17 protein-coding genes are annotated in these 21,969 nt (G+C 66.8%); 7 read left to right on the top strand and 10 right to left on the bottom strand.

Annotation, left to right across the window (positions count from 1 at the left end; genetic code table 11):
- The 6 genes from QOC69_RS16880 to QOC69_RS16905 form a co-directional block, all read left to right on the top strand.
- On the top strand, window positions 1–748 hold a 748-nt coding region (locus QOC69_RS16880; RefSeq protein ID WP_526441546.1), incomplete at its 5' end, for an LLM class flavin-dependent oxidoreductase.
- A 35-nt stretch (window positions 749–783) separates the two neighbouring features.
- Window positions 784–2,100 (top strand): NtaA/DmoA family FMN-dependent monooxygenase, encoded by a 1,317-nt coding sequence (locus QOC69_RS16885; protein WP_526441548.1) that lies wholly within the window; start codon window positions 784–786, stop codon window positions 2,098–2,100.
- A 75-nt stretch (window positions 2,101–2,175) separates the two neighbouring features.
- Window positions 2,176–3,312, top strand: coding sequence for an MFS transporter (locus QOC69_RS16890; RefSeq protein ID WP_526441550.1), 1,137 nt, complete (start codon window positions 2,176–2,178; stop codon window positions 3,310–3,312).
- Window positions 3,313–3,463: 151 nt separating this feature from the next.
- Entirely contained in the window at window positions 3,464–4,348 is an 885-nt protein-coding gene (locus QOC69_RS16895) for an ABC transporter permease (RefSeq protein ID WP_526441552.1), read from the top strand.
- A gap of 16 nt (window positions 4,349–4,364) precedes the next feature.
- Window positions 4,365–5,360 carry an ABC transporter permease gene (locus QOC69_RS16900; RefSeq protein WP_526441554.1) on the top strand — a complete coding sequence of 332 codons (996 nt, stop codon included), beginning with the start codon at window positions 4,365–4,367 and terminating at the stop codon, window positions 5,358–5,360.
- A 75-nt stretch (window positions 5,361–5,435) separates the two neighbouring features.
- Window positions 5,436–9,272, top strand: a complete 3,837-nt coding sequence (locus QOC69_RS16905) for an ABC transporter ATP-binding protein (protein ID WP_526441556.1) — start codon at window positions 5,436–5,438, stop codon at window positions 9,270–9,272.
- On the opposite strand, the gene QOC69_RS16910 is transcribed toward QOC69_RS16905, so the two are convergent.
- Entirely contained in the window at window positions 9,244–10,014 is a 771-nt protein-coding gene (locus tag QOC69_RS16910) for a GntR family transcriptional regulator (protein ID WP_526441558.1), read from the bottom strand. The genes QOC69_RS16905 and QOC69_RS16910 overlap by 29 nt on opposite strands.
- Before the next feature lie 239 nt (window positions 10,015–10,253).
- Here QOC69_RS16910 and QOC69_RS16915 point away from each other — a divergent pair, with 239 nt between their 5' ends.
- The gene (locus QOC69_RS16915) at window positions 10,254–11,633 is read left to right on the top strand and encodes an NtaA/DmoA family FMN-dependent monooxygenase (RefSeq protein ID WP_526441560.1); all 1,380 of its coding nucleotides are present in this window, start codon (window positions 10,254–10,256) and stop codon (window positions 11,631–11,633) included.
- A gap of 21 nt (window positions 11,634–11,654) precedes the next feature.
- On the opposite strand, the gene QOC69_RS16920 is transcribed toward QOC69_RS16915, so the two are convergent.
- The 9 genes from QOC69_RS16920 to QOC69_RS16960 all read right to left on the bottom strand — a co-directional run.
- Window positions 11,655–12,464, bottom strand: a complete 810-nt coding sequence (locus tag QOC69_RS16920; RefSeq protein WP_526441562.1) for a GntR family transcriptional regulator — start codon at window positions 12,462–12,464, stop codon at window positions 11,655–11,657.
- A 91-nt stretch (window positions 12,465–12,555) separates the two neighbouring features.
- Window positions 12,556–13,746, bottom strand: a complete 1,191-nt coding sequence (locus QOC69_RS16925) for an MFS transporter (RefSeq protein WP_526441564.1) — start codon at window positions 13,744–13,746, stop codon at window positions 12,556–12,558.
- The gene (gene ribB / locus QOC69_RS16930; RefSeq protein WP_526441566.1) at window positions 13,746–14,891 is read right to left on the bottom strand and encodes a 3,4-dihydroxy-2-butanone-4-phosphate synthase; all 1,146 of its coding nucleotides are present in this window, start codon (window positions 14,889–14,891) and stop codon (window positions 13,746–13,748) included. The genes QOC69_RS16925 and ribB overlap by 1 nt, the downstream gene beginning before the upstream one ends.
- A gap of 62 nt (window positions 14,892–14,953) precedes the next feature.
- Window positions 14,954–16,255, bottom strand: coding sequence for an NtaA/DmoA family FMN-dependent monooxygenase (locus tag QOC69_RS16935; RefSeq protein WP_526441568.1), 1,302 nt, complete (start codon window positions 16,253–16,255; stop codon window positions 14,954–14,956).
- Entirely contained in the window at window positions 16,255–17,556 is a 1,302-nt protein-coding gene (locus tag QOC69_RS16940; RefSeq protein WP_526441570.1) for an NtaA/DmoA family FMN-dependent monooxygenase, read from the bottom strand. The genes QOC69_RS16935 and QOC69_RS16940 overlap by 1 nt, the downstream gene beginning before the upstream one ends.
- A 336-nt stretch (window positions 17,557–17,892) precedes the next feature.
- Window positions 17,893–18,879 carry a polysaccharide deacetylase family protein gene (locus tag QOC69_RS16945; RefSeq protein WP_526441572.1) on the bottom strand — a complete coding sequence of 329 codons (987 nt, stop codon included), beginning with the start codon at window positions 18,877–18,879 and terminating at the stop codon, window positions 17,893–17,895.
- Between the two features lie 53 nt (window positions 18,880–18,932).
- Entirely contained in the window at window positions 18,933–19,709 is a 777-nt protein-coding gene (locus QOC69_RS16950) for an SDR family NAD(P)-dependent oxidoreductase (RefSeq protein WP_526441574.1), read from the bottom strand.
- Between the two features lie 31 nt (window positions 19,710–19,740).
- On the bottom strand, window positions 19,741–20,493 hold the full coding sequence (locus tag QOC69_RS16955) for an SDR family NAD(P)-dependent oxidoreductase (protein WP_526441576.1): 753 nt from the start codon (window positions 20,491–20,493) through the stop codon (window positions 19,741–19,743).
- A gap of 11 nt (window positions 20,494–20,504) precedes the next feature.
- Window positions 20,505–21,969 (bottom strand): amino acid permease (locus QOC69_RS16960; protein WP_526441578.1); only part of this gene is annotated, 1,465 nt, incomplete at its 5' end.

The raw sequence follows: 21,969 nt of genomic DNA on the forward strand, positions 1-21,969 counted from the left end.
CAAGGTCCACACCATCGACTTTCACGGCAAGTACTTCAAATCCCGCGGCCCGCTGAATACCGTGCCCTCCCCGCAGCATCGGCCGACCTTTCTGCAGGCCGGTGCCTCCCCGAAGGGCCGGCAGTTCGCCGCGGGTGCGGCCGACGCGATCATCGCGGTCGGCACCGGGGTCGAGGGCATGAAGGAGTACCGCGACGACGTCCGCGCCAGGGCCAAGGCGGCGGGGCGCAACCCCGACGACATCAAGTTGTTCTTCGTCGTCTCCCCGACGATCGCCGCCACCGAGGCCGAGGCGCGCGCGAAGGTGGCCCGGTTCGCCGCCGCCCCGAACTTCGAAGAGAAGGCCCTGGTCGGCATCTCGTCGAACACCGAGATCGACTTCAAGCAGTTCGATCTCGACGAGCCGCTGCCGGCGGACTTGACCACCAACGGCGAACGCGGCTCGCTGGAGCACTTCATGCGCGGTAACGGCGCCCCCGGACCCAAGACACTGCGCCAGCTCACCCACGAGCGGACCACTCGCGGCCTGGAGCTGGTCGGCACCGCCGACCAGGTCGCCGAGAAGATGGGCGAGGCCATGGAGGCGATCGGTGGCGACGGCTTCCTGATCAGCAGGGGCGGGCGCGACCTTTCCCGCGAGTACATCACCGAGGTCTGCGACGGTCTGGTGCCCGCACTGCAGCGGCGCGGCCTGATGCGCACCGAGTACACCAAACCCACTCTGCGCGAAACCCTCCGCGAGTTCTAACCCCCACACCACAAAGAGATCTAGGAGATATCGACATGACCAAGAAGTTTCACCTCGGCTGGTTCATGAACTTCATCCCGCCGGAGTGGGACACCGACGACGCGTCGCCGGACGCAAGAGAGTGGCCGAACGGGCGGTTCTACGTCGACATGGCGCGCAGCATGGAGCGGGCCTGCATGGATCTGATCATGATCGAGGACACCGTGATGGTGGCCGACGCGTACGGCGGCACCATGGAGGGAGCGATGAAGCACTCGGCCTTCGCGCCCAAACAGGATCCGATCCCGCTAGCCGTCCAGATCGCGGTCAACACCACGAATCTGGGTGTGGTCGCGACGATGTCGACGAGCTTCTACCCGCCGTACCTGCTGGCGCGGCTGAGTTCGACTGTCGACTCGATCGCACGCGGCCGGTTCGGCTGGAACATCGTGTCCTCGGCCGAAGACCGGGCCGCACAGAACTTCGGTCTGGACGGGCTGCCCGAACACGACGAGCGCTACAACGTGGCCGAGGAGTACTTCGACGTGGTCAACCAACTGTGGGACTCCTGGGAGGCCGACGCGGTGGTGATGGATCGGGAGACTCATACCTTCGCGGACTTCAACAAGGTCCACACCATCGACTTTCACGGCAAGTACTTCAAGTCGCGCGGTCCGCTGAATACCGTGCCCTCGCCGCAGCATCGGCCCACCTTCCTGCAGGCCGGTGCCTCCCCGAAGGGTAGGCAATTCGCCGCCGGTGCGGCCGACGCGATCATCGCCGTCGGCACCGGGATCGAGGGCATGAAGGAGTACCGCGACGACATTCGCACCCGTGCCAAGGCCGCAGGCCGCAACCCCGACGACGTCAAGCTGCTCTTCGTCGTCTCCCCGACCATCGCCGCCACCGAACAAGAGGCCCGCGCGGAGGTCGAGCGGCTGCTCAGTCATCCCTCCTACGTGGAGAAGTCGCTGGTCAGCATCTCGTCGAACACCGAGATCGACTTCAAGCAGTTCGACCTCGACCAACCGCTGCCTGCCGATCTGACCACCAACGGCGAACGTGGATCGCTGGAGTACTTCATGCGCGGCGACGGCAGCCCCGGCCCAAAGACGTTGCGCCAGCTTGTCATGCATCGGGCCAAGCGCGGCTTGGAGCTCGTCGGCACCCCCGACCAGGTCGCCAAGAAGATGGGCGAGGCCATGGAGGAGGTCGGTGGCGACGGCTTCCTGATCGCCAAGCCTGGCTGGGACCTGTCGCGCAAGTACATCGAATCGATCTGCGACGGCCTCGTCCCGGCATTGCAGCGGCACGGTCTGACTCGCACCGAATACACCAAACCCACTCTGCGCGAGACACTCCGCGAGTTCTGATGAGCACCCCCACTGCCTCTCCTCCTCGCGTCCGGGCCCATCAGTAGGCCCCGACCCTGGAGCCATTCGGCCACCATGGTCCTTGTCGGCTTCGTCATGGCCATGACGGCGCCGATCGAACTGCTCTACGCCATCAAACTGGGCCTGTCCACCGCCCAGGTGACGGTCTTCATCATGGTCTCGGCGCTGGGCGCCATCGTCGTCGACGTACTCGGCACCCGCGTCATCACCCGCATCGACGCGCGGGCGACGATCGCGATCGGGCTCGTGTTGTTCGCGGCCAGCGAGGGGTGCTACGCCATATCCCAAGGTGCGACTGGCCTGTTCGCCTCGCGTCTCCTCCAGGGGGTAGCGGGCGCGGCGATCGCGGGCGCGGCGCTGCAGGTCTCGGTCCGGCTGCACAGCAGCCGTCCCCACCACGTGCTGGGTTCCAACCAGGGACTCCAACTGCTCGGCGCGGCGTTCGGCGCACCCACCGGCGGCATCGTGGCCGGCCTGCTGGCCGGACTGGACGGCTACCGACTCAGCTTCCTGGTGTGCGCAGGGCTCGGTGTGGTGGTCGCCGTCGTGGCGGTCCTGCTGTTACCCGGGCTGCCGCCCCCGCCCGACAGCGGCAGGCCCCAGATCGGGCTGCCCGACTTCGCCGTCCCTCCGCTGTTGCGCCTTGCGCTCTCGCTGGGCCTGTTCGGCAACTACCTGCGTAGCGGCATCGAGAACACCGCACTGCCCCTGGTCGGCAACGCCTACGGCCTGTCGGCTGCCAACATCGGCTTCGCGCTCGGGCTCCTGTCCGCGGTCGAGATCGGCGTGTTGGCACTCTCCGGCCGACTGTTCGACAGGATTCCGCCGGCCCGCTGCCTGGCTGTCGCGCTCATGCTCGGCATCGGTGCGGTGGTGGTGCTGGCCACCGTCCAGGACCTGCGGGGGTTCTTGGTGGCGGCTGCCCTTTTCGGCGTCGTCGACGGCGTCGCCCTTTCGGCCCCGCCCGTCCTGATCGTGGCGCTCAGCCCGAACGCGTCGACCGGGGTGGCAACCTATCGCATCGCGTGCGGCGTTGGCTCCTTCCTTGGGTCGGGCAGCGTCAACCTGCTCATCGCCGTGCTCGGGGCGGCCGGGGGCCTGGCGGTGGTGTCGGGAGTCCTCGCGGTCGGCGTCGTACTCGCCCGCAGCACCGGCCGGCGCATCGCGCCGGGGTTCCCCGCGCCTGGCTGACTCGGCCAGCAACCCGTGCAGTTGACGCCCGGCCGAAACTTCAAGGCCCGGCGCGCAATCGCCCGGCAACGTGGACGATCTGCTGGCGATACCGGTTGCGTGTGGACTCATTACCACAGGCGTCCGACAAGTTCCGCAGGCAGGAGAAGTCATGGCAATCGCACAACCGTACGTTCCGGTCCCCCTGGTTCGGGTTCCCTCCCGGAGCAACGTCGCCCTCGCGCTCAACCAGTACTTCCGTGGCACGTCCGTCTCGAGCTGGATCGCCTTCGGCGCGCTCGCGGCGATGTTCCTGGTCGCGATCTTCGCGCACGTTCTCGCCCCCTTCGACCCGCTAGTGCCCGCTGGGAAGCCGATGACCGCGCCCAGCGCCGCGAACTGGCTCGGCACCGATACCGTCGGCCGCGACCTGCTGTCCCGGGTACTCGTCGGCATGGCCACCAGCTGGTGGGGCGCGCTGGGTGTAGTCGCCTCCGGCGTGGTCATCGGGGGTGTCATCGGCCTCATCGCCGGCGCCTGCGGGGGGATCGTCGACAGCATGCTGATGCGGATCACCGACGTGTTCCTGTCGCTGCCAGGCCCGATCCTGGCGATCGCGGTGGTGGCCGCGCTGGGTCCGTCCTACATCCACACGCTCATCGGGGTCTCGATCGTGTGGTGGCCGCTGTACACCCGGATCGTCCGGGCCGAGGTGCGCAAGCTGCGCGCCTCACCGCACATGGACGCGGCCCGGATCGCCGGCGCCGGCTGGTGGCGCCAACTCACCCGCCACCTGTTGCCGGGTGCCGTCCCCGTCACCATCATCACCGCCAGCCTCGACATCGCCGCGCTGGTCCTGCTGCTGTCGGGCCTCTCCTTCCTGGGCCTGGGCGCACCGCAGCCGGCGCCCGAGCTGGGCGCGATGAGCGCGCAGGGCATGACCCACATCTTCAGCGCGTGGTGGATCCCGATCTTCCCCGCCGTCGCAGTCGGGGTCATCGCGATCGTCAGCAACTTCGCCGGCGACGCGCTACGCGACCGCATCCGCGACCGCTGACCGAGGAGACACCGCGATGCTTCTCACGCTCACCCGGCGGTTCCTCGGCGCCATCCCCGTGCTACTCGCGCTCGTTGCGGTCGTCTTCACGCTGCAGAAGATTGCCCCTGTCGACCCGGTCGTGGCGCTGATCGGCGACAAGGCGCCCCCGGAGGTCTACGAAGCCGCTCGTGAGAAACTCGGCCTCAACGACCCGATACCGGTGCAGCTTCTTTCTTACCTCGGCAAGGCGGTGCAGGGCGACCTCGGCATCTCCACGGTGACGCGGACGCCGGTAGCGCACGACATCCTCGAATTCCTCCCGGTGACACTGGAACTGGTCTTCGTCGCAGGCATCCTGATCGCGGTGATCGGCTTCTTCCTCGGATTGTCGACCGCCCAGGGGTGGCGCGGATCGGGAGTGCTGCGGGTGGTGATGATCTCCGGTGCGTCGGTGCCCGTGTTCCTGGCCTGCCTCCTTGCCATGCTCGTGTTCTACCGCTGGCTCGGCATCCTGCCTGCCACTGGGCAGACCTATGCGTACGACGCCCCCAGCGGCCCAACACATTTCCTACTCATCGACAGCCTGCTGGCGGGCCGGCCCGCGCTGTTCATGGACGCACTGGCACACCTCATCCTGCCGGCCCTGTGCGTCGCCATCACACCTGCGGTCGCCGTCGGCAGGGTGCTTCGCAGCAGTCTGGAGGGAACGATGCGGGCCGAATACACCCGCACCGCCCGCGCCAAAGGCCTAGGCGAGAAACGCATCTTGATCCAACACGCGCTGCGCAATGCCGTCGGCCCGGTGTTCGCACTGCTGGGTCTGCAGCTGGCCGGCCTGATCGGCAACAGCATCGTCGTCGAGATGATCTTCGCCAGGCCCGGCATCGGCCTGTTCATCTCCCAAGCGATCTCCAAGGGCGACTTCAACACCATCGCCGGCGTCACCCTGATCATCGGCGTCCTCTACGTGCTGGCCAACATCGTCGTCGATGTGATGCAAGCCGCCGCGGACCCCCGCGTCGCCGTCTGACCCAACACTAGTAGCGCAATCCGCGCGCAACGGCGGGGTTTCCGGCTGGACTCGCGGGACCGGTGCGATGGGGTCATGACAACTCCATTCGACATGCGGGAAGCAGAAGCCGTTGAGCCCCAACCGGATCTACCGGTCGAGTCGGAGCACCACGAGAGCCACGACCGCGGCACGCTGCGCCTGCTAGCGCCCGTGCTGAGGCGGCGCAACCGACTGGGGATCTGGGCGGGGGTGGCGCTCGCCGTCGTCGCGATGGGGCTGCTCGGCCTGATCCCGTACATCCAGGCGGTCATCCTCGACGACGCGATCGTCGCGCACGAGCGCTCCCTCCCGCTGTGGCTGGGCATCCTCGTTGGCGTTGGCCTGGCCAGCTTCGTCTTCAACTACCTGCGCCGCTCCGTCGGCGGGCGGGCCGCGGTCCGCGTCCAGCGCGACCTGCAGGTCAGGGTCCACCACCATCTGCAGTACCTGGACGCGGACCGCCGCGACGAGATGCGCTCTGGCGACATCATGTCCAGGGCGTCGGTCGACCTGACGCTGATCCAGATGTTCCTGCAGCAGCTCGGGGTCGCGTACGGCAACATCACTCTGCTGGTCGTCTCTCTGGTCGTCATGGTGGTGCTGTCCCCGCTGCTCGCGCTGATCATGGTGGTGTCGGTCCCGATCTTCCTGTTCATCGCAATGCGGTTCAGGAGCAAGTCATTTCCGGCCAGCTGGATGGACCAACGCTTCCAGGGCAGCGTCGCCGGTGTCGTCGAGGAGGCGGTCTCGGGCGTCCGCGTCGTCAAGGCGTTCGGTCAGGAGGGCCAGGAACAAGACGCGCTGCACGGCGAAGCGGGCAAGCTCTTTCAGTCCCGGCTGCGTACCGCTCGAGTCACCGCGGTGTATGCCGCCGCTTTGGACGCCATCCCTGGACTCACCCAACTCGCGGCGCTCGCACTCGGGGGCTGGCTGGTCATGAACGGTCAGGTATCCGTTGGAGTGTTCCTGGCGTTCGCCAGTTACATTCTCCAGCTCGTCGCCCCGGTGCGCTTCCTGTCCGGGCTCATGGCCACCAGCCAGCAGGCGCGTGCGGGTGCGCAACGGATCGTGGAGCTGTTGTCGGTCCAGGCGAGTGTCCAGGAACCGCACGAACCCGTCGTCCTCACCGAGCCGGTCGGCCTGGTGGAATTCGACCACGTCGACTTCGCCTATCCGCGTGGCGAGCCGGTCCTGCACGACATCTGCCTACGCATCGAGCCGGGAGAGCGGGTCGCCATCGTCGGCGCCTCCGGCTCCGGGAAATCGACACTGGCACATCTGATTGCGCGTTTCCGCGACGCCACCTCCGGAGCCGTCAGGCTCGACGACCGCGATGTCCGCGCCTACAGCCTGACCTCGCTGCGCGCTTCGGTCGGCATGGTCTTCGAAGAGGGCTTCCTCTTCTCGACGACGATCAGGGACAACATCGCCTTCGGCCGCCCCGATGCCAGTGACGACGAGGTGGAGCACGCGGCCGTGGCCGCGCACGCGCACGGCTTCGTCGCCGGACTGCCCGAGGGCTACGACACGCTGGTCGGAGAACGCGGCTTCACCCTGTCCGGTGGTCAGCGACAGCGGCTGGCGCTCGCCCGCGCGGCGCTGACCAACCCGACGGTCCTCATCCTCGACGACGCGACATCGGCCATCGACGCCCGCACCGAACAGGCCATCCACCGCTCACTGGAGGAGGTGCTCGCCAGGCGAACGACAGTGCTTATCGCACACCGGCACTCGACCCTGATGCTGGCGGATCGGGTCATCGTGCTTGACCACGGCCGGATCGTGGACAGTGGCACTACCGAGGAGCTGCTAGCTCACTCCCAGCTGTTCCGCGAGCTGCTGACCGGGCCCGACGCCGAGTCCGCTGATTCGACGCCGCCCGAGGCGCCGGCGATCCGCCTCGATCCAGCGGCATGGCCCGAGGGCGTCTCGCGGCTGGGCGCACCGAAGATGAGCAGTTACACCAGCGAGGCCGCCACCCGGGCGGCCTCGGGATCGCATGGGCCCGGGGTCAGCGCCGACACCTCGACGCTGGCCGGGCTGGCGAGCGTCTCCCCCAAGCTGCTGGCCGCGGTCGAGGCACTGCCGCCACTGCGCGACGACCCGAACATCGATCTGGCACAAGCGATGACGCCCACCCGTGACCTCACCATGGCCAGCGTGTTCCGGCCATTCCGCAGGCCGCTCCTGCTGGCCGGCGTGCTGGTGGTGGCCGACGTGGTGTTGTGGATCTCAGCGCCGGTGCTGATCCGGTACGGGATCGACCACGGCGTCATGAAGCGCTCCCAACAGGCCCTTGGCGCCGTATGCCTGGTGCTGCTGGCGGTTCAGGCGCTGATCTGGATCAACACCAGAGTGATGGTGGTCTACACCCAGCGAACCGCGGAGCGGATGCTGTTCGGTCTGCGCGTGCGCACCTTCGCCCATCTGCAACGGCTCTCGCTGAACTACTACGAGCAGCACATGGCGGGCAAGATCATGACCAGGATGACCTCCGACGTGGAGGCCTTCGCGCAGCTGCTCCAGCAGGGCCTGCTGACGGCGATGGTGAGCCTGCTCTCCTGCGCCGGGATTGCGGTGGCGCTGGCGATCTTCGACCCGCTGCTGGCCTTGGCGACCGCGGCGGTGCTGCCGTTCCTGATCGCCTCGACGCTGTGGTTCCGACATGAATCGGGGCGGACCTATCTCCTTGCCCGCGAACGGATCTCGGTGCTCTACGCCAACATGCAGGAAAGCCTGGCCGGGGTGGCGGTGAGCCAGGCCTACTGCCAGCAACCGGCCAATGAGGAGCGGTTCGCGGTCCTTGCCGACGCATACTGCGCGGCACGGGTGCGCTCGGCCGAGTTGATGGCGCGGTTCTTTCCCTTCCTGATGTTGCTCAGTACCGTCGCGAAGGCGATTGCGATCGCAGTCGCGGCGCCCCGCCTGGTCGCGGGCGACCTCAGCTACGGCGTGCTCATCGCCTTCCTGCTGTACCTGGACCAGTTCTTCACGCCGATTCAGCAGCTGTCGTTCGTGTTCGACCAGTGGCTGCAGGCTCGCGTTGCGCTGATCCAGCTACGCGAGTTGTTGCAGACGCCGAGCGGTACGCCTGCGGCGGAGACCGGCGCCCGGCCGGACCGGTTGGCGGGCCGGATCCAGCTCGACCACGTCACGTTCGCCTACGCGAGCACCGGGCTGGTCGCGATGGACGACGTGACCCTCGACATCCCGCCGGGGCAGACCGTCGCACTCGTCGGCACCACGGGGGCAGGCAAGTCGACGCTGGTCAAGTTGATTGCGCGGTTCTACGACACCACCTCCGGCACCGTGCTGATCGACGGGCTGCCCATCAAGGAGCTCGACATGGTGGCGTACCGCCGCCAGCTGGGCTACGTCCCCCAGGAGCCGTTCCTGTTCTCCGGGACGATCCGCTCCAACATCGCCTACGGCAATCCGGACGCGCCCGACCTGCTGGTCGAACGGGCGGCCCGCGCGGTCGGAGCGCACGCGTTCATCGCCGGGCTGCCCCACGGCTACCACACCCCGGTCAGTGAGCAGGGCAGATCACTGTCGGCCGGGCAGCGCCAACTGCTCGGGCTCGCCCGCGCCCTCCTGGTCGACCCGCGCATCCTGCTACTGGACGAGGCCACCGCCAACCTGGACCTGGCCACCGAGGCGCAGGTCCAGCGCGCCATGGGACAGGTGTCGCAGGGCCGCACGACGATCGTCATCGCTCACCGGCTGCAGACCGCCCGCACCGCAGAACGGGTGTTGGTCGTAGACAACGGGCTGATCGTCGAGGACGGCTCCCACGACGAACTGCTCGCGTTGGGCGGCCGCTACGCCGGGCTCTGGTCCGCCAACGGCCAGCTCGCGGGAGTCAGGCCGAGCGCGAGGCACTCGCAGTGAAGGCGATCCGGTCGCTGCGCATCCTGAACTGCGACAGCGCGCGCGGCTGCCCGCTCTCGTCCTCGAGGATGTCCTCAAGGAAGATCATCGGCGCGCCGAGTTCGACGCCGACCAGGGCTGCGGACTGCTCGTCGGCCGCGGTCGCACCGATCGTGGCGCGGCTGCCGGTGATCTTGATGTCGAGCTGCTTCTCCAGGAAGAGGATGGGATCCGGCTCGTCGACCTCCAGGTTGCAGCACTGATCTGGGTGCAGCGCGATGTAGCTGACCGAGATGCCCAGCGGCTGATTGTCCTGCAGCAGTAGCGATTCGATCATGAGCACCGTCCAGCCGGGTGGGAGTAGCAGCCGTTCGCGCACCATGCGGAGGCCGCCAAGGGTCCGATACTCGAGCGTCTTGAGCTCGGTGCGGATGCTGGAGTCGCCGCCGAACTCCCTGACGGGCGAGATCTGGTTGATGCGCAGCATCAGCGACCCCGCCGAGCGAGTGCCGCGCTTCGGGCTGCGGGTAACCAGGCCGTCCTTGGCGAGCTGCTGCAGCACCGCACGGACGGTGTTGCGGCTCGCCGAGAGCGCGTCGATGAGCTCGCCCTCGACCAGGGACTGATCGGCGTGCCCGTTCTGCAGGGTCGACCGCAGCAGGTCGTAGGTCCGTCGCAGCGAGTTGTTGAGGCGGTCCGGTGTCTGCCGGTTCCGCTGGTAGAGCGTCTCGGGCCGCACGGGTCCGGTCGGTAGGGGCCTCACTGCACACCGCCGCCGTTCCAGAGCTCGCGTAGGCCGAACTTCATGAAGGACCTCCTGTTCAGGTGGTTGCAGAGATGCGATGTGTCCAGATAACAAACGGTGTGTTTCCACCGCTCGCCGCTACGGAGTCGGGAGCTTTACGCGGGCGCGATCGGCTGGTGATCGAGGACACACACGGTGGCACGGCGCAATCGAGTCGTTCGGCATCCGACACGCGTCGATGACCCGCGGCGGATCTGATGGACCCACAACGACTGGACGGTGGCGAGGCGACGGCACCGATGGCGCGAGGAGACCCATACGTGGAACGCGACCGGCGCATGCACCTGGCCTGGTTTCTCGGCAACGGGTTCGGAGTCCACGACTGGAAGAGCCAATGGCGTGGCACGGCCGCAACGGACTGGATGAACGGCGAGTTCCACGTGGACTTCATCCACGCGCTCGAACGTGCTTGCTTCGACTACCTGATCATCGAGGACTCTGCCTACGTACCCGACGGCTACGAGGAGTCGACGCGGTACTACCTCCAGAACGCCAGGGCGGTTCCCAAGCATGACCCGGCGGTGCTGGCCACCGTCATGCTCACCGCCACCCGGCGTATCGGCGTGGTGCCAACCCTTGCGGTTACCGAGTACCAGCCCTACCTGTTGGCCAGACTTCTTGCGACGCTGGACAATCTGTCCGGCGGCCGAGCCGGGTGGAACATCGTCACCGGCAGCTCGGATCGGGCGGCCCAGAACTACGGCAAGCAGGCCCAGCCGGCGCACGACCTGCGCTACGAAATCGCCCAGGAGATGACCGATGCCGTCTGCGCGCTGTGGTCATCGTGGGACGCCGATGCCGTTGTCACCGACCTCGAAGCCGAGATCTTCGCCGACCACAGCAAGGTGCGCCCCGTGGACTTCAACGGTCGGTTCTTCCAGACCCGCGGGCCGCTGAACACCACGCCGCCGCCCCAGGGCAGGCCCGCGCTGATCCAGGCCGGGGGATCGACCGCGGGCCGCGACTTCGCGGCCCGCAATGCCGACAGCATCATCGCGGCGGCGACATCCGTTGAGGAGATGAAGGAGTACCGCGACGACGTCCGCGGCCGCGCCGAGGCGGCGGGGCGCAATCCCGACGACGTGAAGGTGCTGTTCCTGTGCACGCCCTACCTGGGCGAGACCCGCGCTGAGGCGGTGGACCGCAAGAAGCGGCACGACGACGAGATGTGGGAGAACCCCGAGGCCGGGTTGGCCGGCCTTGGCTTCATCACCGACATCGACTTCTCACCGTATGACGTCGACACACCGTTGCGGGATCTGGCCGCCACGTTCGCGACCAACGGCCACCAAAGTTCGCTGGCAGCCCGTCTGGGTGATCCACGGCGCACCCTTCGAGAAGTGGCGGCGCAGGCACACGCCGTCGAGCCCGTCGGCACACCGGCAGAGGTGGCCGACGAGCTGGGCAAGATGGTGGCCGAGGTCGGCGGCGACGGGTTGCTCTTCGTGGCCGGACCGCTCAACCGGCGGGTGGTCGCCGAGATCGCCGACGGCCTGGTGCCCGAGCTGCAGGTGCGTGGACTGGCGCGTACCTGCTATGACTCACCGCACCTGCGCGGGAACCTGACGAGCTTCTGAACGGGCCCGAACGCGCAGACCTCAGGCGGAGCGACGCGCCGTGGCGGAGAAGGCAACTCGGTCGCCGCGCAGCCGGAGCTGGGACAGCGCCCGCGGCTGCCCATCCTCGTCCTCGATGACGTCCTCGAGCCAGATCAGGGGAGCACCGGACTCGATACCGAGAAGCTCGGCGGACTGCTCGTCGGCGACGACCGCGCTGACGGTGGTGCGGCTGACGCCGATGCGAATCCCGAGTTGCCGCTCGAGGACCAGGATGACGTCTGGGTCCTCGATGTCGAAGTCTGGCGACTGGTCCTCGCCGAGGGCGATGTAGCTGACCGAAAGCCCCAGTGGGAGACCATTTTCCAGTACGAGGCTCTCTATCATCAGGACCGTCCACCCGACGGGCAGGCGTAGCCGGTCGCGTACCATCGGCGGGCAGCCCAGCGGTCGGCATTCCAGAGTGCGCGCCTCGACGGTGGTGGACGGCTCGCTGCCGAATTGAGCGACCGGACTGAGCTGGTCGATGCGCAGCAGCAGCGCACCCGTGGCTCGGGTGCCATTCTTCGGCTCCCGGGTGACGAGCCCCTCGCGGGCGAGCTGCTGCAGGACGGCCCGGACGGTGCTGCGGCTGGCCGACAGCGCGTCGGTGAGCTCACCCTCGACGAGGAGCACGCTCCTGCCCATGGTGACGAGGGTCGAGCGGAGCAGGTCGTACGTCCGTCGCGTCGAGTTGTTCAGCCGGTCCGGGCTTGGCCGCTGCCGTTGATAGATAACTTCCGGACGGTCGGGTCCGGTGGGTGGGAGCCGCGCTTGGCACGCTCCGTACAGTGCTCGCTCACGTGCTGACATGGCCCAGCGCTCCTTCAAGACGGTGTCGAGCCCCAGGCTCCATGGGACCAGTCGATTGTTAACGGTTGTGGGCGTAGTTGATTCGTCCAAGTTACGCAGCCGCCAAACGCCGCCCTACGAAGTGAGCCAGGCCTGCGCTGCCCAGCAGTGCGACCGCGATCACAGCGAAGACTTCCGGGATCCCGATCTCGGTGCCGAGGACCGCGCAGCCAACCGACCCACCCAGGATTCCGATACCGGCCGAGATGCGGAACTTCGCCAGGCCGGCGGAGGACTCCCCTACCTGGGAAACCACCAGCACCGGCAGGCTGGCGGTGGCCCCGGCCAGGCTGACACCGAAAAGTGCGGACGCCACCAGGTAGGTCGTCGCGCCTGGCATAACGGCGAGCAGGGTCGCGCACAACGTCCCCAACACGAGCGAGGCGGTGAGCATGGCGACCACCCCGACGTACCGGATGAGCTGGTAAGCCACCAGCAGGACGACGATTTCCACACCGGACATCAGCGCGATGGCCGCGGTGATCGTGATCGTCGAGTACTCCCTGGCGGCGCCTGCCAGCGGTAGGGCGGTGAAAAGGACACCGCCGCGGAGGAAGTCGCCGCTCATCGCCAGCACCAGAGCGGCGCCGCCCCCGGGTGTCTTGTCGAAGCGCGGCAGGCCGAGCCGCGGGCGCGGCATTCCTGGCGGCGCGGCCAGGCTCGGCAGTACGGCGGCCAAGGCGGCGGCGACTAGCAGCGCCAGCAGGCCGGTGGCGACCAACGCGAGCTGGTAGCCCGCCCGGCCATCGACGATCCCCGCGACGAGCAGGCCGCCGGGAGCGCCGACGGCGCCCCCGAAGAGGAACGCGGCGTTGAACCGGCCCAACGACCGGGCGACATCGGTGGAAAGCGCAGTGCCCGGACGGATCCGCACCGCGGCCTGCAACCCGGCGCCGAGCACCACCCCGCTGCCGAAGCCCTGCAGTACCCGCGACGCCATCAGCAGGGTGCCGCCGGGAGCCAGGCCCATGCCGATGCACGCCGCTCCGAACAGAAACAGTCCGACGGTGAGTGCGGCCCGCGCGTCAAGGCCAGGGACGAACCTGGTGCCGAACAGGTCGACGACGATCACGCCGGCCGACGCGCTCAGCATGAAGATGCCGATATAGGCGCTGCTGTGCGAGAACTCTCGGACGAAGAGCACTTCCAGGGGAGCGGTCAAGCTCATCGTAACGCCGCTGGCTGCCATCAACGGCAGGAACCATCGCGCCTCGGGGATGCGCCGCCGGACGGAGCCGCGCATCAGCCGGACGTCGACGTGACCAGGGTGTGCCGGGTGGGGGTGATCGGCAGGGGCACTGTCTCGGCGACCTCGAGCCCGTACGCCTCAAGCCCGATCCGCTTGACCGGATTGTTCGTGAGCAGCCGCATACGCCGCACGCCCAGTTCGCCGAGGATCTGCGCACCGACGCCGTAGTCACGCGCGTCGACCGTGTCCACTCCGGCGTCCTGCGGGTGACCCGCGTGCAGCTCCTGCAAGAGCCCGATGCCGCGGCGCTCACGCCCGCGCAGGTAGAGCACGACGCCGCGGCCCTCTTGGGCGACCATCTCAAGGGCACGCTGCAGGTTGTGGCCGCAGTCACAGCGCCCAGAATCGAAGACGTTGCCCGTCAGGCACTCGGTCTGCACCCTGACGAGTGTCGGTGAAAGATCCGGTCCCGCAACATCGCCCATCACCAGGGCGATGTGCTCACGGCCGTCGGGCACGGAGGTGAAGCCGTGGGCCTGGAATTCGCCGTGGTGGGTCGGCAGGCGGCTGGAGGCCTTGGACTCCACCAGGCGTTCGGTGCGGCGTCGGTAGCCGATCAGCTCGGACATCGTCACGATGGTGAGCCCGTGGTTGGACGCGAAACCACGCAGCCGCTCCCCGCGGGCGACCGCCCCGTCGTCGTCGACCACCTCACCGATCACGGCGACGGGCGGCAGCTCGGCCAACCGCGCCAGGTCGACGGCTGCCTCGGTATGGCCGGCGCGGCGCAGCACGCCGCCGTCGACCGCTCGCAGCGGGAACACGTGGCCGGGCCTGCTCAGGTCGCTCGGCTGGGTGTCGGGGTCGGCGAGTAGCGAGATCGTCCTGGCTCGGTCGGCTGCGGAGATTCCACTCGCGATTCCCGTCCTCGCGTTCACCGATACCGAGTAGCCTGCGCCCCTTGGGTTCTCGTTGATGGCGACCATCGGAGGCAGGCGGAGCCGATCGAGATCACCGGCAGGCATTGGGACGCACAGGATGCCACTCGTATGCCGCACCATGAATGCCACCCGTTCCGGTGTGGCATGTGTGGCCGCGAGCACGAGATCACCGTCGTCGTGTGGGTCCTCGGTGTCGACCACGATCACCATGCGGCCAGCACGCAGCGCCGCGACCGCGGCCTCGACCGTCGAGTCCACTGGGGCTGCAAGACGGTTCCCGCCGCCGACGGCACGTCGGCGGAACCCGATAACGGACATATTCAGAACTCGCGCAATGTGTCTCGCAGGTGTGTGTGGGCGTACTCGGTGCGGGCTAATCCCTTGCGCTGCAACGCAGGAATGAGCCCGTCGCAGATCTCGGTGATGTACTGCGTGCTGACCCTCTGAGTGCTGATGAGGAAGCCGTCGCCGCCGACCTCCGCCATGGCCTCGCCCATCTTGTCGGCGACCTGATCTGGCGTGCCGACCAGCTCGATCGAGTCGGACGTCCCGCCGGCGTCGAGTACGAGCTGACGCAGCGTCTTACCGCTGCCCCACTGCGCGAACTTGTCCAGCGAGCCGCGCTCGCCATTGGTCTCGAGCTCGGGCAGCGGCTCGTCGAGATCGAACTGCGAGAAGTCGATGTCGGTGACCGACGAGATGCTGGCCAGTGATTGTTCGAAGAAGGCGGGGTTCTCGGCCGACGCCTTCTTGCGGGCCAGCGCCTCCTCCTCCGTCGTGCCCAGTACTGGGCTCACGACGAACAGCACCTTGATGTCGTCCGGATTGCGGCCCTGCGCGGCGGCCCGCGCCCGGACGTCATCGCGATAGGACTTCATCCCCTCCACGCCGTTGGCGACGGCGATGATGGAGTCCGCGTACTTCGCCGCGAACTGGCGGCCCTTTGGCGATCCCCCGGCCTGTACGAACGTGGGTTGCCCCTGCGGCGAGCGCACCGTGTTCAGCGGGCCCCGGGACTTGAAGTACTTGCCCGCGAAGTGGATTGCGTGAACCTTCTTGAAGTCCGCGTACGTGTTGGTCTCCTGGTCGCGGATCACCGCATCGGGCTCCCACGAGTCCCAAAGCTGGCAGACGAGGTCGACGTACTCGTCGGCGATGTCATAGCGCAGGTCGTGCTCGGTGAGCTTGTCCATGCCGAAGTTCTGCGCCGAGCCATCTTCACCGGAGGTCACGATGTTCCAGCCGAAGCGTCCCTCGGCGATGCTGTCGAGGGTGGAGGCCAGGCGGGCGAGCAGGAACGGCGGATAGAACGTCGTCGACATCGTCGCAACCACGCCCATCTTCGACGTGGCCGCAGCCATGATCGCCGCCAGTGGCGCCGGGTCGTGTTTGGGCGCCATGGTCGCGTACTTCAGATACACCTCGGAGTTGCCGCCGTATGCCTCGGACACCATGAGCGTGTCCTCGATCATGATGTAGTCGAAGCAGGCCTTCTCCATCGCCTGGGCCATCTCGATGTAGAACTTCCCGTTCCACGGCATGCCGTCATTGCCGAACGGCGTGTTCCACTCATTCGTCGTGAAGTTCATGAACCAGCCGAGGTGTAATCGCTTGTCGGCCATCAGAACTCGCGCAGGTGGTCGCGCAGCATCGTGGTGGTGTACTCGGAGCGGACCAGACCGCGCTTCTGCAGCTCGGGCACCAGACCGTCGGTGATCTCGGTGACGTAGCGGCGGTTGAGTCGCATGACCGGACTGGTGATCAGGAAGCCGTCGCCACCGACCTGGTCCATCACCGCCCCCATCTCGTCGGCCACTTCGGCGGGTGTGCCCACGAAGGGGACGTTGCCGGACAGCCCACTGCCGGTGACGATCTCGCGCAGCGTCTTGCCCTTGCCGCGGGCAAGGAAGCTTTCAAGGGCGCCGCGCTCGCCGTTCGTCGTCACGTCCGAAGGCATCGGCTCATCGAGATCGAACTGGGCGAAGTCGATCTCGGTGATGGAGGAGATCTCGGCCAGCATGTACTCGATGTAGAGCGGGTCGGTGAACCACCGCTCCTGCTTGGCCAACGCCTCCTCGTGGGTGTCGGCGACGATCGGGGTGACGAGGTAGAGCAGCTTGCAATGCGCCGGATCGCGACCGTTGGCCTTCATTCGGGCATGGATGTCATCGCGGTAGGCCTTCATCGCCTCGACGCCGTTGGCGGGCGCGACGATCGTGTCGGCGTGCTGCGCGGCCAGTTCACGTCCTGGCGGCGACGCGCCGGCCTGGGCGATCGTCGGGCGGTACTGCGGTGACGGCGCGGTGTTCAGCGGACCCCGGGACTTGAAGTACTTGCCCTCGAAGTCGATGGTGTGGACCTTCTTGTGGTTCGCGTAGGTCCCCGTCATGTAGTCGCGCTCGATGGCGTCGGGTTCCCATGACTCCCACAGCTTGCTGACCAATTCCAGGTACTCGCTGGCTCGCACGTAGCGCTCATCGTGTTCCCAGAGCTTGTCGAGTCCGAAGTTCTGCGCGGAGCGGTCCTCGCCGGAGGTGACGACGTTCCAGCCGAACCGTCCGCGGGCGATGTGGTCGATGGTGCTGCACAGCCGGGCCAGCAGGAACGGCGGGTAGAAGCTGGTCGACATCGTGGGGACGACGCCGAGCCGGGTCGTGGCCGCGGCCATCAGCACCGCCAGCGGAACCGGGTCGTGTTTGGGGTTGACCCCGTGCTTGAGGTCGTGCTCCATGGTGCCGCCGTAAGCCGTCGACACCATCAGCTTGTCCTCGATCAGGACGTAGTCGAACTTGGCGCGCTCGAGATCCTTGGCCATCTCGACGTAGAAGTCGCCGGTGAAGTCCCGCCCGCCGTCGCCCCAATTCCCGTTCCACTCGTCGGCGACGAAATTCAGAAACCACCCCAGGTGGAACATGTCGGTCATGACGTCAAGAGAAGTAGAAGGGCGTTACTCCGATGTGTCGTGGCGGTACCGCCGAGATTGCGCTGGAGATAGCCCGGCTTCTCGCGCACTGCACCAAGTCGCTCCCCAGCCAGCTGACCAGCACGACCGTCCAGCGGTCAGTCGATCGAGGAGTCACTACGAGCACCGTCATTGGGCAACAGCCCTTCGTGAAAGTGCTTTGCAGGTAATGACTCTGAGTCAAGCGGAACGCCTCAGATCGTCCCTGTCGCTGGCCTCAGGTTCCGGTGGAGCTTGAGGTCGCTCTCACCTGGCGGTTCCTGGGCTTGCGTCGCGCGTTCGCCTACCTTTCGCCGCCTATTCGGGGGCGGCCTCCCCGACGACGGCGACGTCCGAGAACGCCTTCGACGGCGGGTACTGCTCGGCGAAACCGCGCGCGATGTCCACGCGACGCATGAAGGCGACGTCAGCAAACTGCTGGGCGTATTCGATGAAGCGAGCCAGTCCATCTGAGCGCGCAGGGTTGCCGCTCATGCGCGGATGGACACCGATCGACATCATCCGCCCGAGGTCGTCGCCGTCGTTGCGCAGTCGATCCAGCGTGGCCTTCGCCGTCATGAAGAAGTCGTCAGGACTGCTATATCCCGTGCCAACGATGTATCGCGCATCGTTGACCACGAGGGAATACGGCACCACCAGGTGTGTCCGGCCGCCGGTGCGCGTCCAGTACGGCAAATCGTCGTTGTAGCAATCGGAGTCGTACTCGAAGCCGCCCTCTTCGACCACCAGTTCGCGTGTGTTGGTGCTCATCTCGCGGCAGTACCAGCCAACGGGTCGGGTCCCGGTGGTCTCCTCGATGGAGACGATCGCGCGTCGAATCGCCTCCCGCTCCTGCTCGCGCGTCATCTCGAAATGATTGCTCCACCGGTACCCGTGACCTGCGGCCTCGTCACCACGGTTGGCTAGCTTGACCGCCACGTCCGGGTTGCGCTCGAGGGCAACCGCGGCGGCGAAGAACGTGACTGGGATGCCCGCGTCGTCGAAAATCCGGAACAGTCGCCAGATACCGGCCCGCGAGCCGTACTCGTACATCGACTCGATAGCCAGGTCACGTTGACCTTCGAGCTTGAACGGCAGCTCGTAGAGGATGTCATTCTCGCCATCGCCCATTGCGAAGGTTTTCTCGGAGCCCTCCTCGTAATTCACCACGAGCTGGATCGCGACCTTCGCGTCGCCTACCCACCGAATCATCGGGGGGTGCTCGCCGTAGCCGACGATCTCGCGCGGCGGTCCGGCCACATCGGCGTCGTCGTCGCGGCGGAAGAATGAAACGTCCTCGGTCACGGGTTCTCCTCGTGTTGTAGCGGTGCGCCGGCTAAGCAGAGGGCGCCGATGTCCTAGCCCAGTCCGGCGAGATAGCGCGCGCCGTCGGCAGCGATCACTTGCCCACTCACGTGGGCACCTTGCTCGCTGGCCAGGAACTGGTAGACGTACGCGATGTCCTCCGGCTGACCCAACCGTCCCGAGGGCATCTTGGCTGCGACCTCCTGAACCCCGTCGGGGCCGAGTGAGTTGACCGGGTCGTTGGCCTGTGGGGTGTCGATGACGCCAGGTGCGACCGCGTTGGCGGTCACCCCGTCCGGCCCGTACTCGACGGCGAGTGTCCTGATGAGTCCACCCAGTCCCGCCTTCGCGGCGGTGTAGTGCGGAAGCTTCGGCCACGCTTGTACGGTGCCGGCGGCCGAGGAGGTGGCCAGCAACCGCCCGTAGCCCGCCTGGCGCATGTGTGGCAGTGCGGCTCGGAAGCAACGCCACGCGCCGTTGAGGTTGACGTCGATCACGGTCTGCCACGCGTCGTCGTCCAGGTCCGCAAGATCGACCTTGCGGGCGATACCCGCGTTGGCCACCACGATGTCGAGGCGGCCGAACTTCGACACCGCCTGCTCGACGATCGAATCGACGTCCGCTGTGCTACGTACATCCACCTCGACCGAAATGCTCTGGGCGCCTGCCTTCGCCACCGCATCTTCGACGATGCCGATGTCGTGACCATCCGGCGGATACCAGGCCAAGGCCACGTTGGCGCCTGCCTCGGCGAACACCCTTGCGGTTGCCGCGCCGATCCCAGAGGCAGCCCCGGTAACGAGTGCTACCCGGCCAGTGAGTTCAAACATGGATGTCTCGCCTTCCGAAGAACTGGCTCGCTCACAGCATTACGTCTCCGCCATTGGGGCAGAGTGTCTGGCCGACGTAGTAGGAAGAGTCGTCGGAAGCGAGGAAGACGGCGGTGGGCGCCACTTCGTCCACTTCTCCGAAGCGCGCCATCGGCAGCTCGGAGAGCTTGCGGGCGGCCCACTCCTCGCTCTCCTCGGCCATCATTTCCGTAACGATCGGGCCGGGTGCGATCGCGTTGACTCGAACGCCTCTGGTGGCGACCTCCCGAGCCATCGCCTTGGTCATGCCGATGATCCCGGCCTTGCTCGCGCAGTAGTGGACCATGTCCAGCCCACCGATCTGGCCTAGCTGCGAGGCGACGTTGATGATCACGCCGCTCTTGCGCTCCAGCATTCCCGTGATCACGAACCTGCTGCACATGAAGGAGCCGCGCAGGTTCACTCCGACCACCCGGTCGAACTCTTCGATCGAGAGGTCCTCGCATCCGTGCTCGCTGAAGGTCCCGGCGTTGTTGACCAGAATGTCGACCCGGCCGAACTCGGCGACGGCGGTGTCGACCATTGCGCGCACCTGTTGCTCGTCGGCCACGTTGGTGTGCACGAACAGAGCGCGACGGCCGGACTCGGCGATGGAGGCAAGCACCGGCTCGGCCGCTGCCTCGTCCAGCACGTCGGCGATCACCACGTCGGCGCCCTCGGCGGCGAACGCCATCGCGATCTGGCCGCCGATCCCTCGTGCGCCACCGGTGACGATGGCGACCTTGTCGGTGAGTTTCTTGGTCATGGTGTTCTCTGTCAGGGCTTCTCGAGCGCGGGATCCACGTCGGGCAGGCCGTCCGGCGACAGGCTGGGCGACTTCCCCTCTGCGAAGTCGATCTCGTCGGTGGCCATCGTCGCGCCCATCGCGGCAAGCTTCTCGGGCGCCGTTCGCTTGATGTAGTAGTAGACGGCCAGCCCAATCACTAGCCAGACGAGAACGATCTCGCTGACGTGGTTGTACGGGAAGTCTTGGCCAGGCTTCACCGTCGACCACAAGGGATAGAGCAACACGGCGGTGCCGATCACCGGTGCAACCAAGTGCCGCCAGGCGTTGAAATCGGCTTCCCCCCAATAGAATTTGATGAGGCCGACGTTGGCCATCGCGTAGACCAGGATGACACCGATTGTGCCGATCGAGCCGGTGAACCCGTACACGTCGGTGAGGCCAGAGCCCACCCACAGTGACAGCGCGATGCCGACGATGACCGAGAAGCCGACCAGCACGTAGATCGAGATGAACGGCGAACGAAACTTGGGGTGGATTCGCGAGAGCACGGGCGGGAGTACCCGCTCGCTTGCCATCGCGTACATGACCCGAACTGTCGTGTTGAGCACTGCGAGCATGCAGGAGAACAATCCGGCAACCGCGGCAAACTCCACGGGCTGCGTGAGCCATGGGGCGTTCTGCTCGGCCAGGGATGTGAACTGGGCAGGGCTGGCGAGGAAGTTCGTCAGTCCCTCGTCGGTGTTCAGATGGAAGCCGGCCGCCAGACCGTACAGTACGAAGACGAAGAACACGCCGACTCCGATGAGAGCACCTCGGATGGCCAGCGGCACATTGCGTTTGGGGTTGGCGGTCTCCTCACCCAATGTTGCTGCGGCCTCGAATCCGATGTAAGACAAGAGCCCGAAGACGACACCGAGGCCCACCCCGGAAAGACCGTTCGGGCCGGAAGTCGGGTTGAAGTACGAGAGGCTGTTGCCGCTGCCCGCACGGATGATGGCGATGAGCGCCAGCAAGGCGAAGACGAACATCTCCGCTGCGAGCAGGATGAGGTCCAGCCGCACCGATGTCCTGATGCTCCGCACCGACAGGATCATCGCCAGTCCTACCAGGATGATCCCGAGGAGCCACCACGGGACGTCCCAACCGAAGGTCGACTGCAGGTAGGTATGCATGAAGGCACCGTTCGCGGTGAAGAGCCCGATCGTCAACGCGACGAACGCCGCGGCGTAGATCCACCCGGTGAGGAACCCTGCGAGGCTACCGATCGATTTGGTGCAGAACGTGTAGAAGGAGCCCGAGGAAGGAAGCTTCTTCGTGAACTCGATAACGGTGTTGGACACGAACAACGCGGCAACGAACGCCAGCAGGAACGCGACGGGCAGGGCCGCGCCTGCGTTGGCTCCGGCCGCAGGCGCGTTCAGCACGACTGCGAGCACAGGCGCCATCGCGGCAGCTGACAGCGCCACGCAGTTCCGGGTTGTCAGAATGCCCCGT

The organism is Mycobacterium sp. (assembly GCF_032162105.1).
Classification (GTDB): Bacteria; Actinomycetota; Actinomycetes; order Mycobacteriales; family Mycobacteriaceae; genus Mycobacterium.

What these genes read in the sequence shown, in the direction of transcription:
- QOC69_RS16885 (WP_526441548.1), top strand. Translation starts at nt 784, where the DNA reads ATGACCAAGAAGTTTCACCTCGGCTGGTTCATGAACTTCATCCCGCCG.
- QOC69_RS16890 (WP_526441550.1), top strand. Translation starts at nt 2,176, where the DNA reads ATGGTCCTTGTCGGCTTCGTCATGGCCATGACGGCGCCGATCGAACTG.
- QOC69_RS16895 (WP_526441552.1), top strand. Translation starts at nt 3,464, where the DNA reads ATGGCAATCGCACAACCGTACGTTCCGGTCCCCCTGGTTCGGGTTCCC.
- QOC69_RS16900 (WP_526441554.1), top strand. Translation starts at nt 4,365, where the DNA reads ATGCTTCTCACGCTCACCCGGCGGTTCCTCGGCGCCATCCCCGTGCTA.
- QOC69_RS16905 (WP_526441556.1), top strand. Translation starts at nt 5,436, where the DNA reads ATGACAACTCCATTCGACATGCGGGAAGCAGAAGCCGTTGAGCCCCAA.
- QOC69_RS16915 (WP_526441560.1), top strand. Translation starts at nt 10,254, where the DNA reads ATGGACCCACAACGACTGGACGGTGGCGAGGCGACGGCACCGATGGCG.
- QOC69_RS16920 (WP_526441562.1), bottom strand. Translation starts at nt 12,464, where the DNA reads ATGTCAGCACGTGAGCGAGCACTGTACGGAGCGTGCCAAGCGCGGCTC.
- QOC69_RS16925 (WP_526441564.1), bottom strand. Translation starts at nt 13,746, where the DNA reads ATGCGCGGCTCCGTCCGGCGGCGCATCCCCGAGGCGCGATGGTTCCTG.
- QOC69_RS16935 (WP_526441568.1), bottom strand. Translation starts at nt 16,255, where the DNA reads ATGGCCGACAAGCGATTACACCTCGGCTGGTTCATGAACTTCACGACG.
- QOC69_RS16940 (WP_526441570.1), bottom strand. Translation starts at nt 17,556, where the DNA reads ATGACCGACATGTTCCACCTGGGGTGGTTTCTGAATTTCGTCGCCGAC.
- QOC69_RS16950 (WP_526441574.1), bottom strand. Translation starts at nt 19,709, where the DNA reads ATGTTTGAACTCACTGGCCGGGTAGCACTCGTTACCGGGGCTGCCTCT.
- QOC69_RS16955 (WP_526441576.1), bottom strand. Translation starts at nt 20,493, where the DNA reads ATGACCAAGAAACTCACCGACAAGGTCGCCATCGTCACCGGTGGCGCA.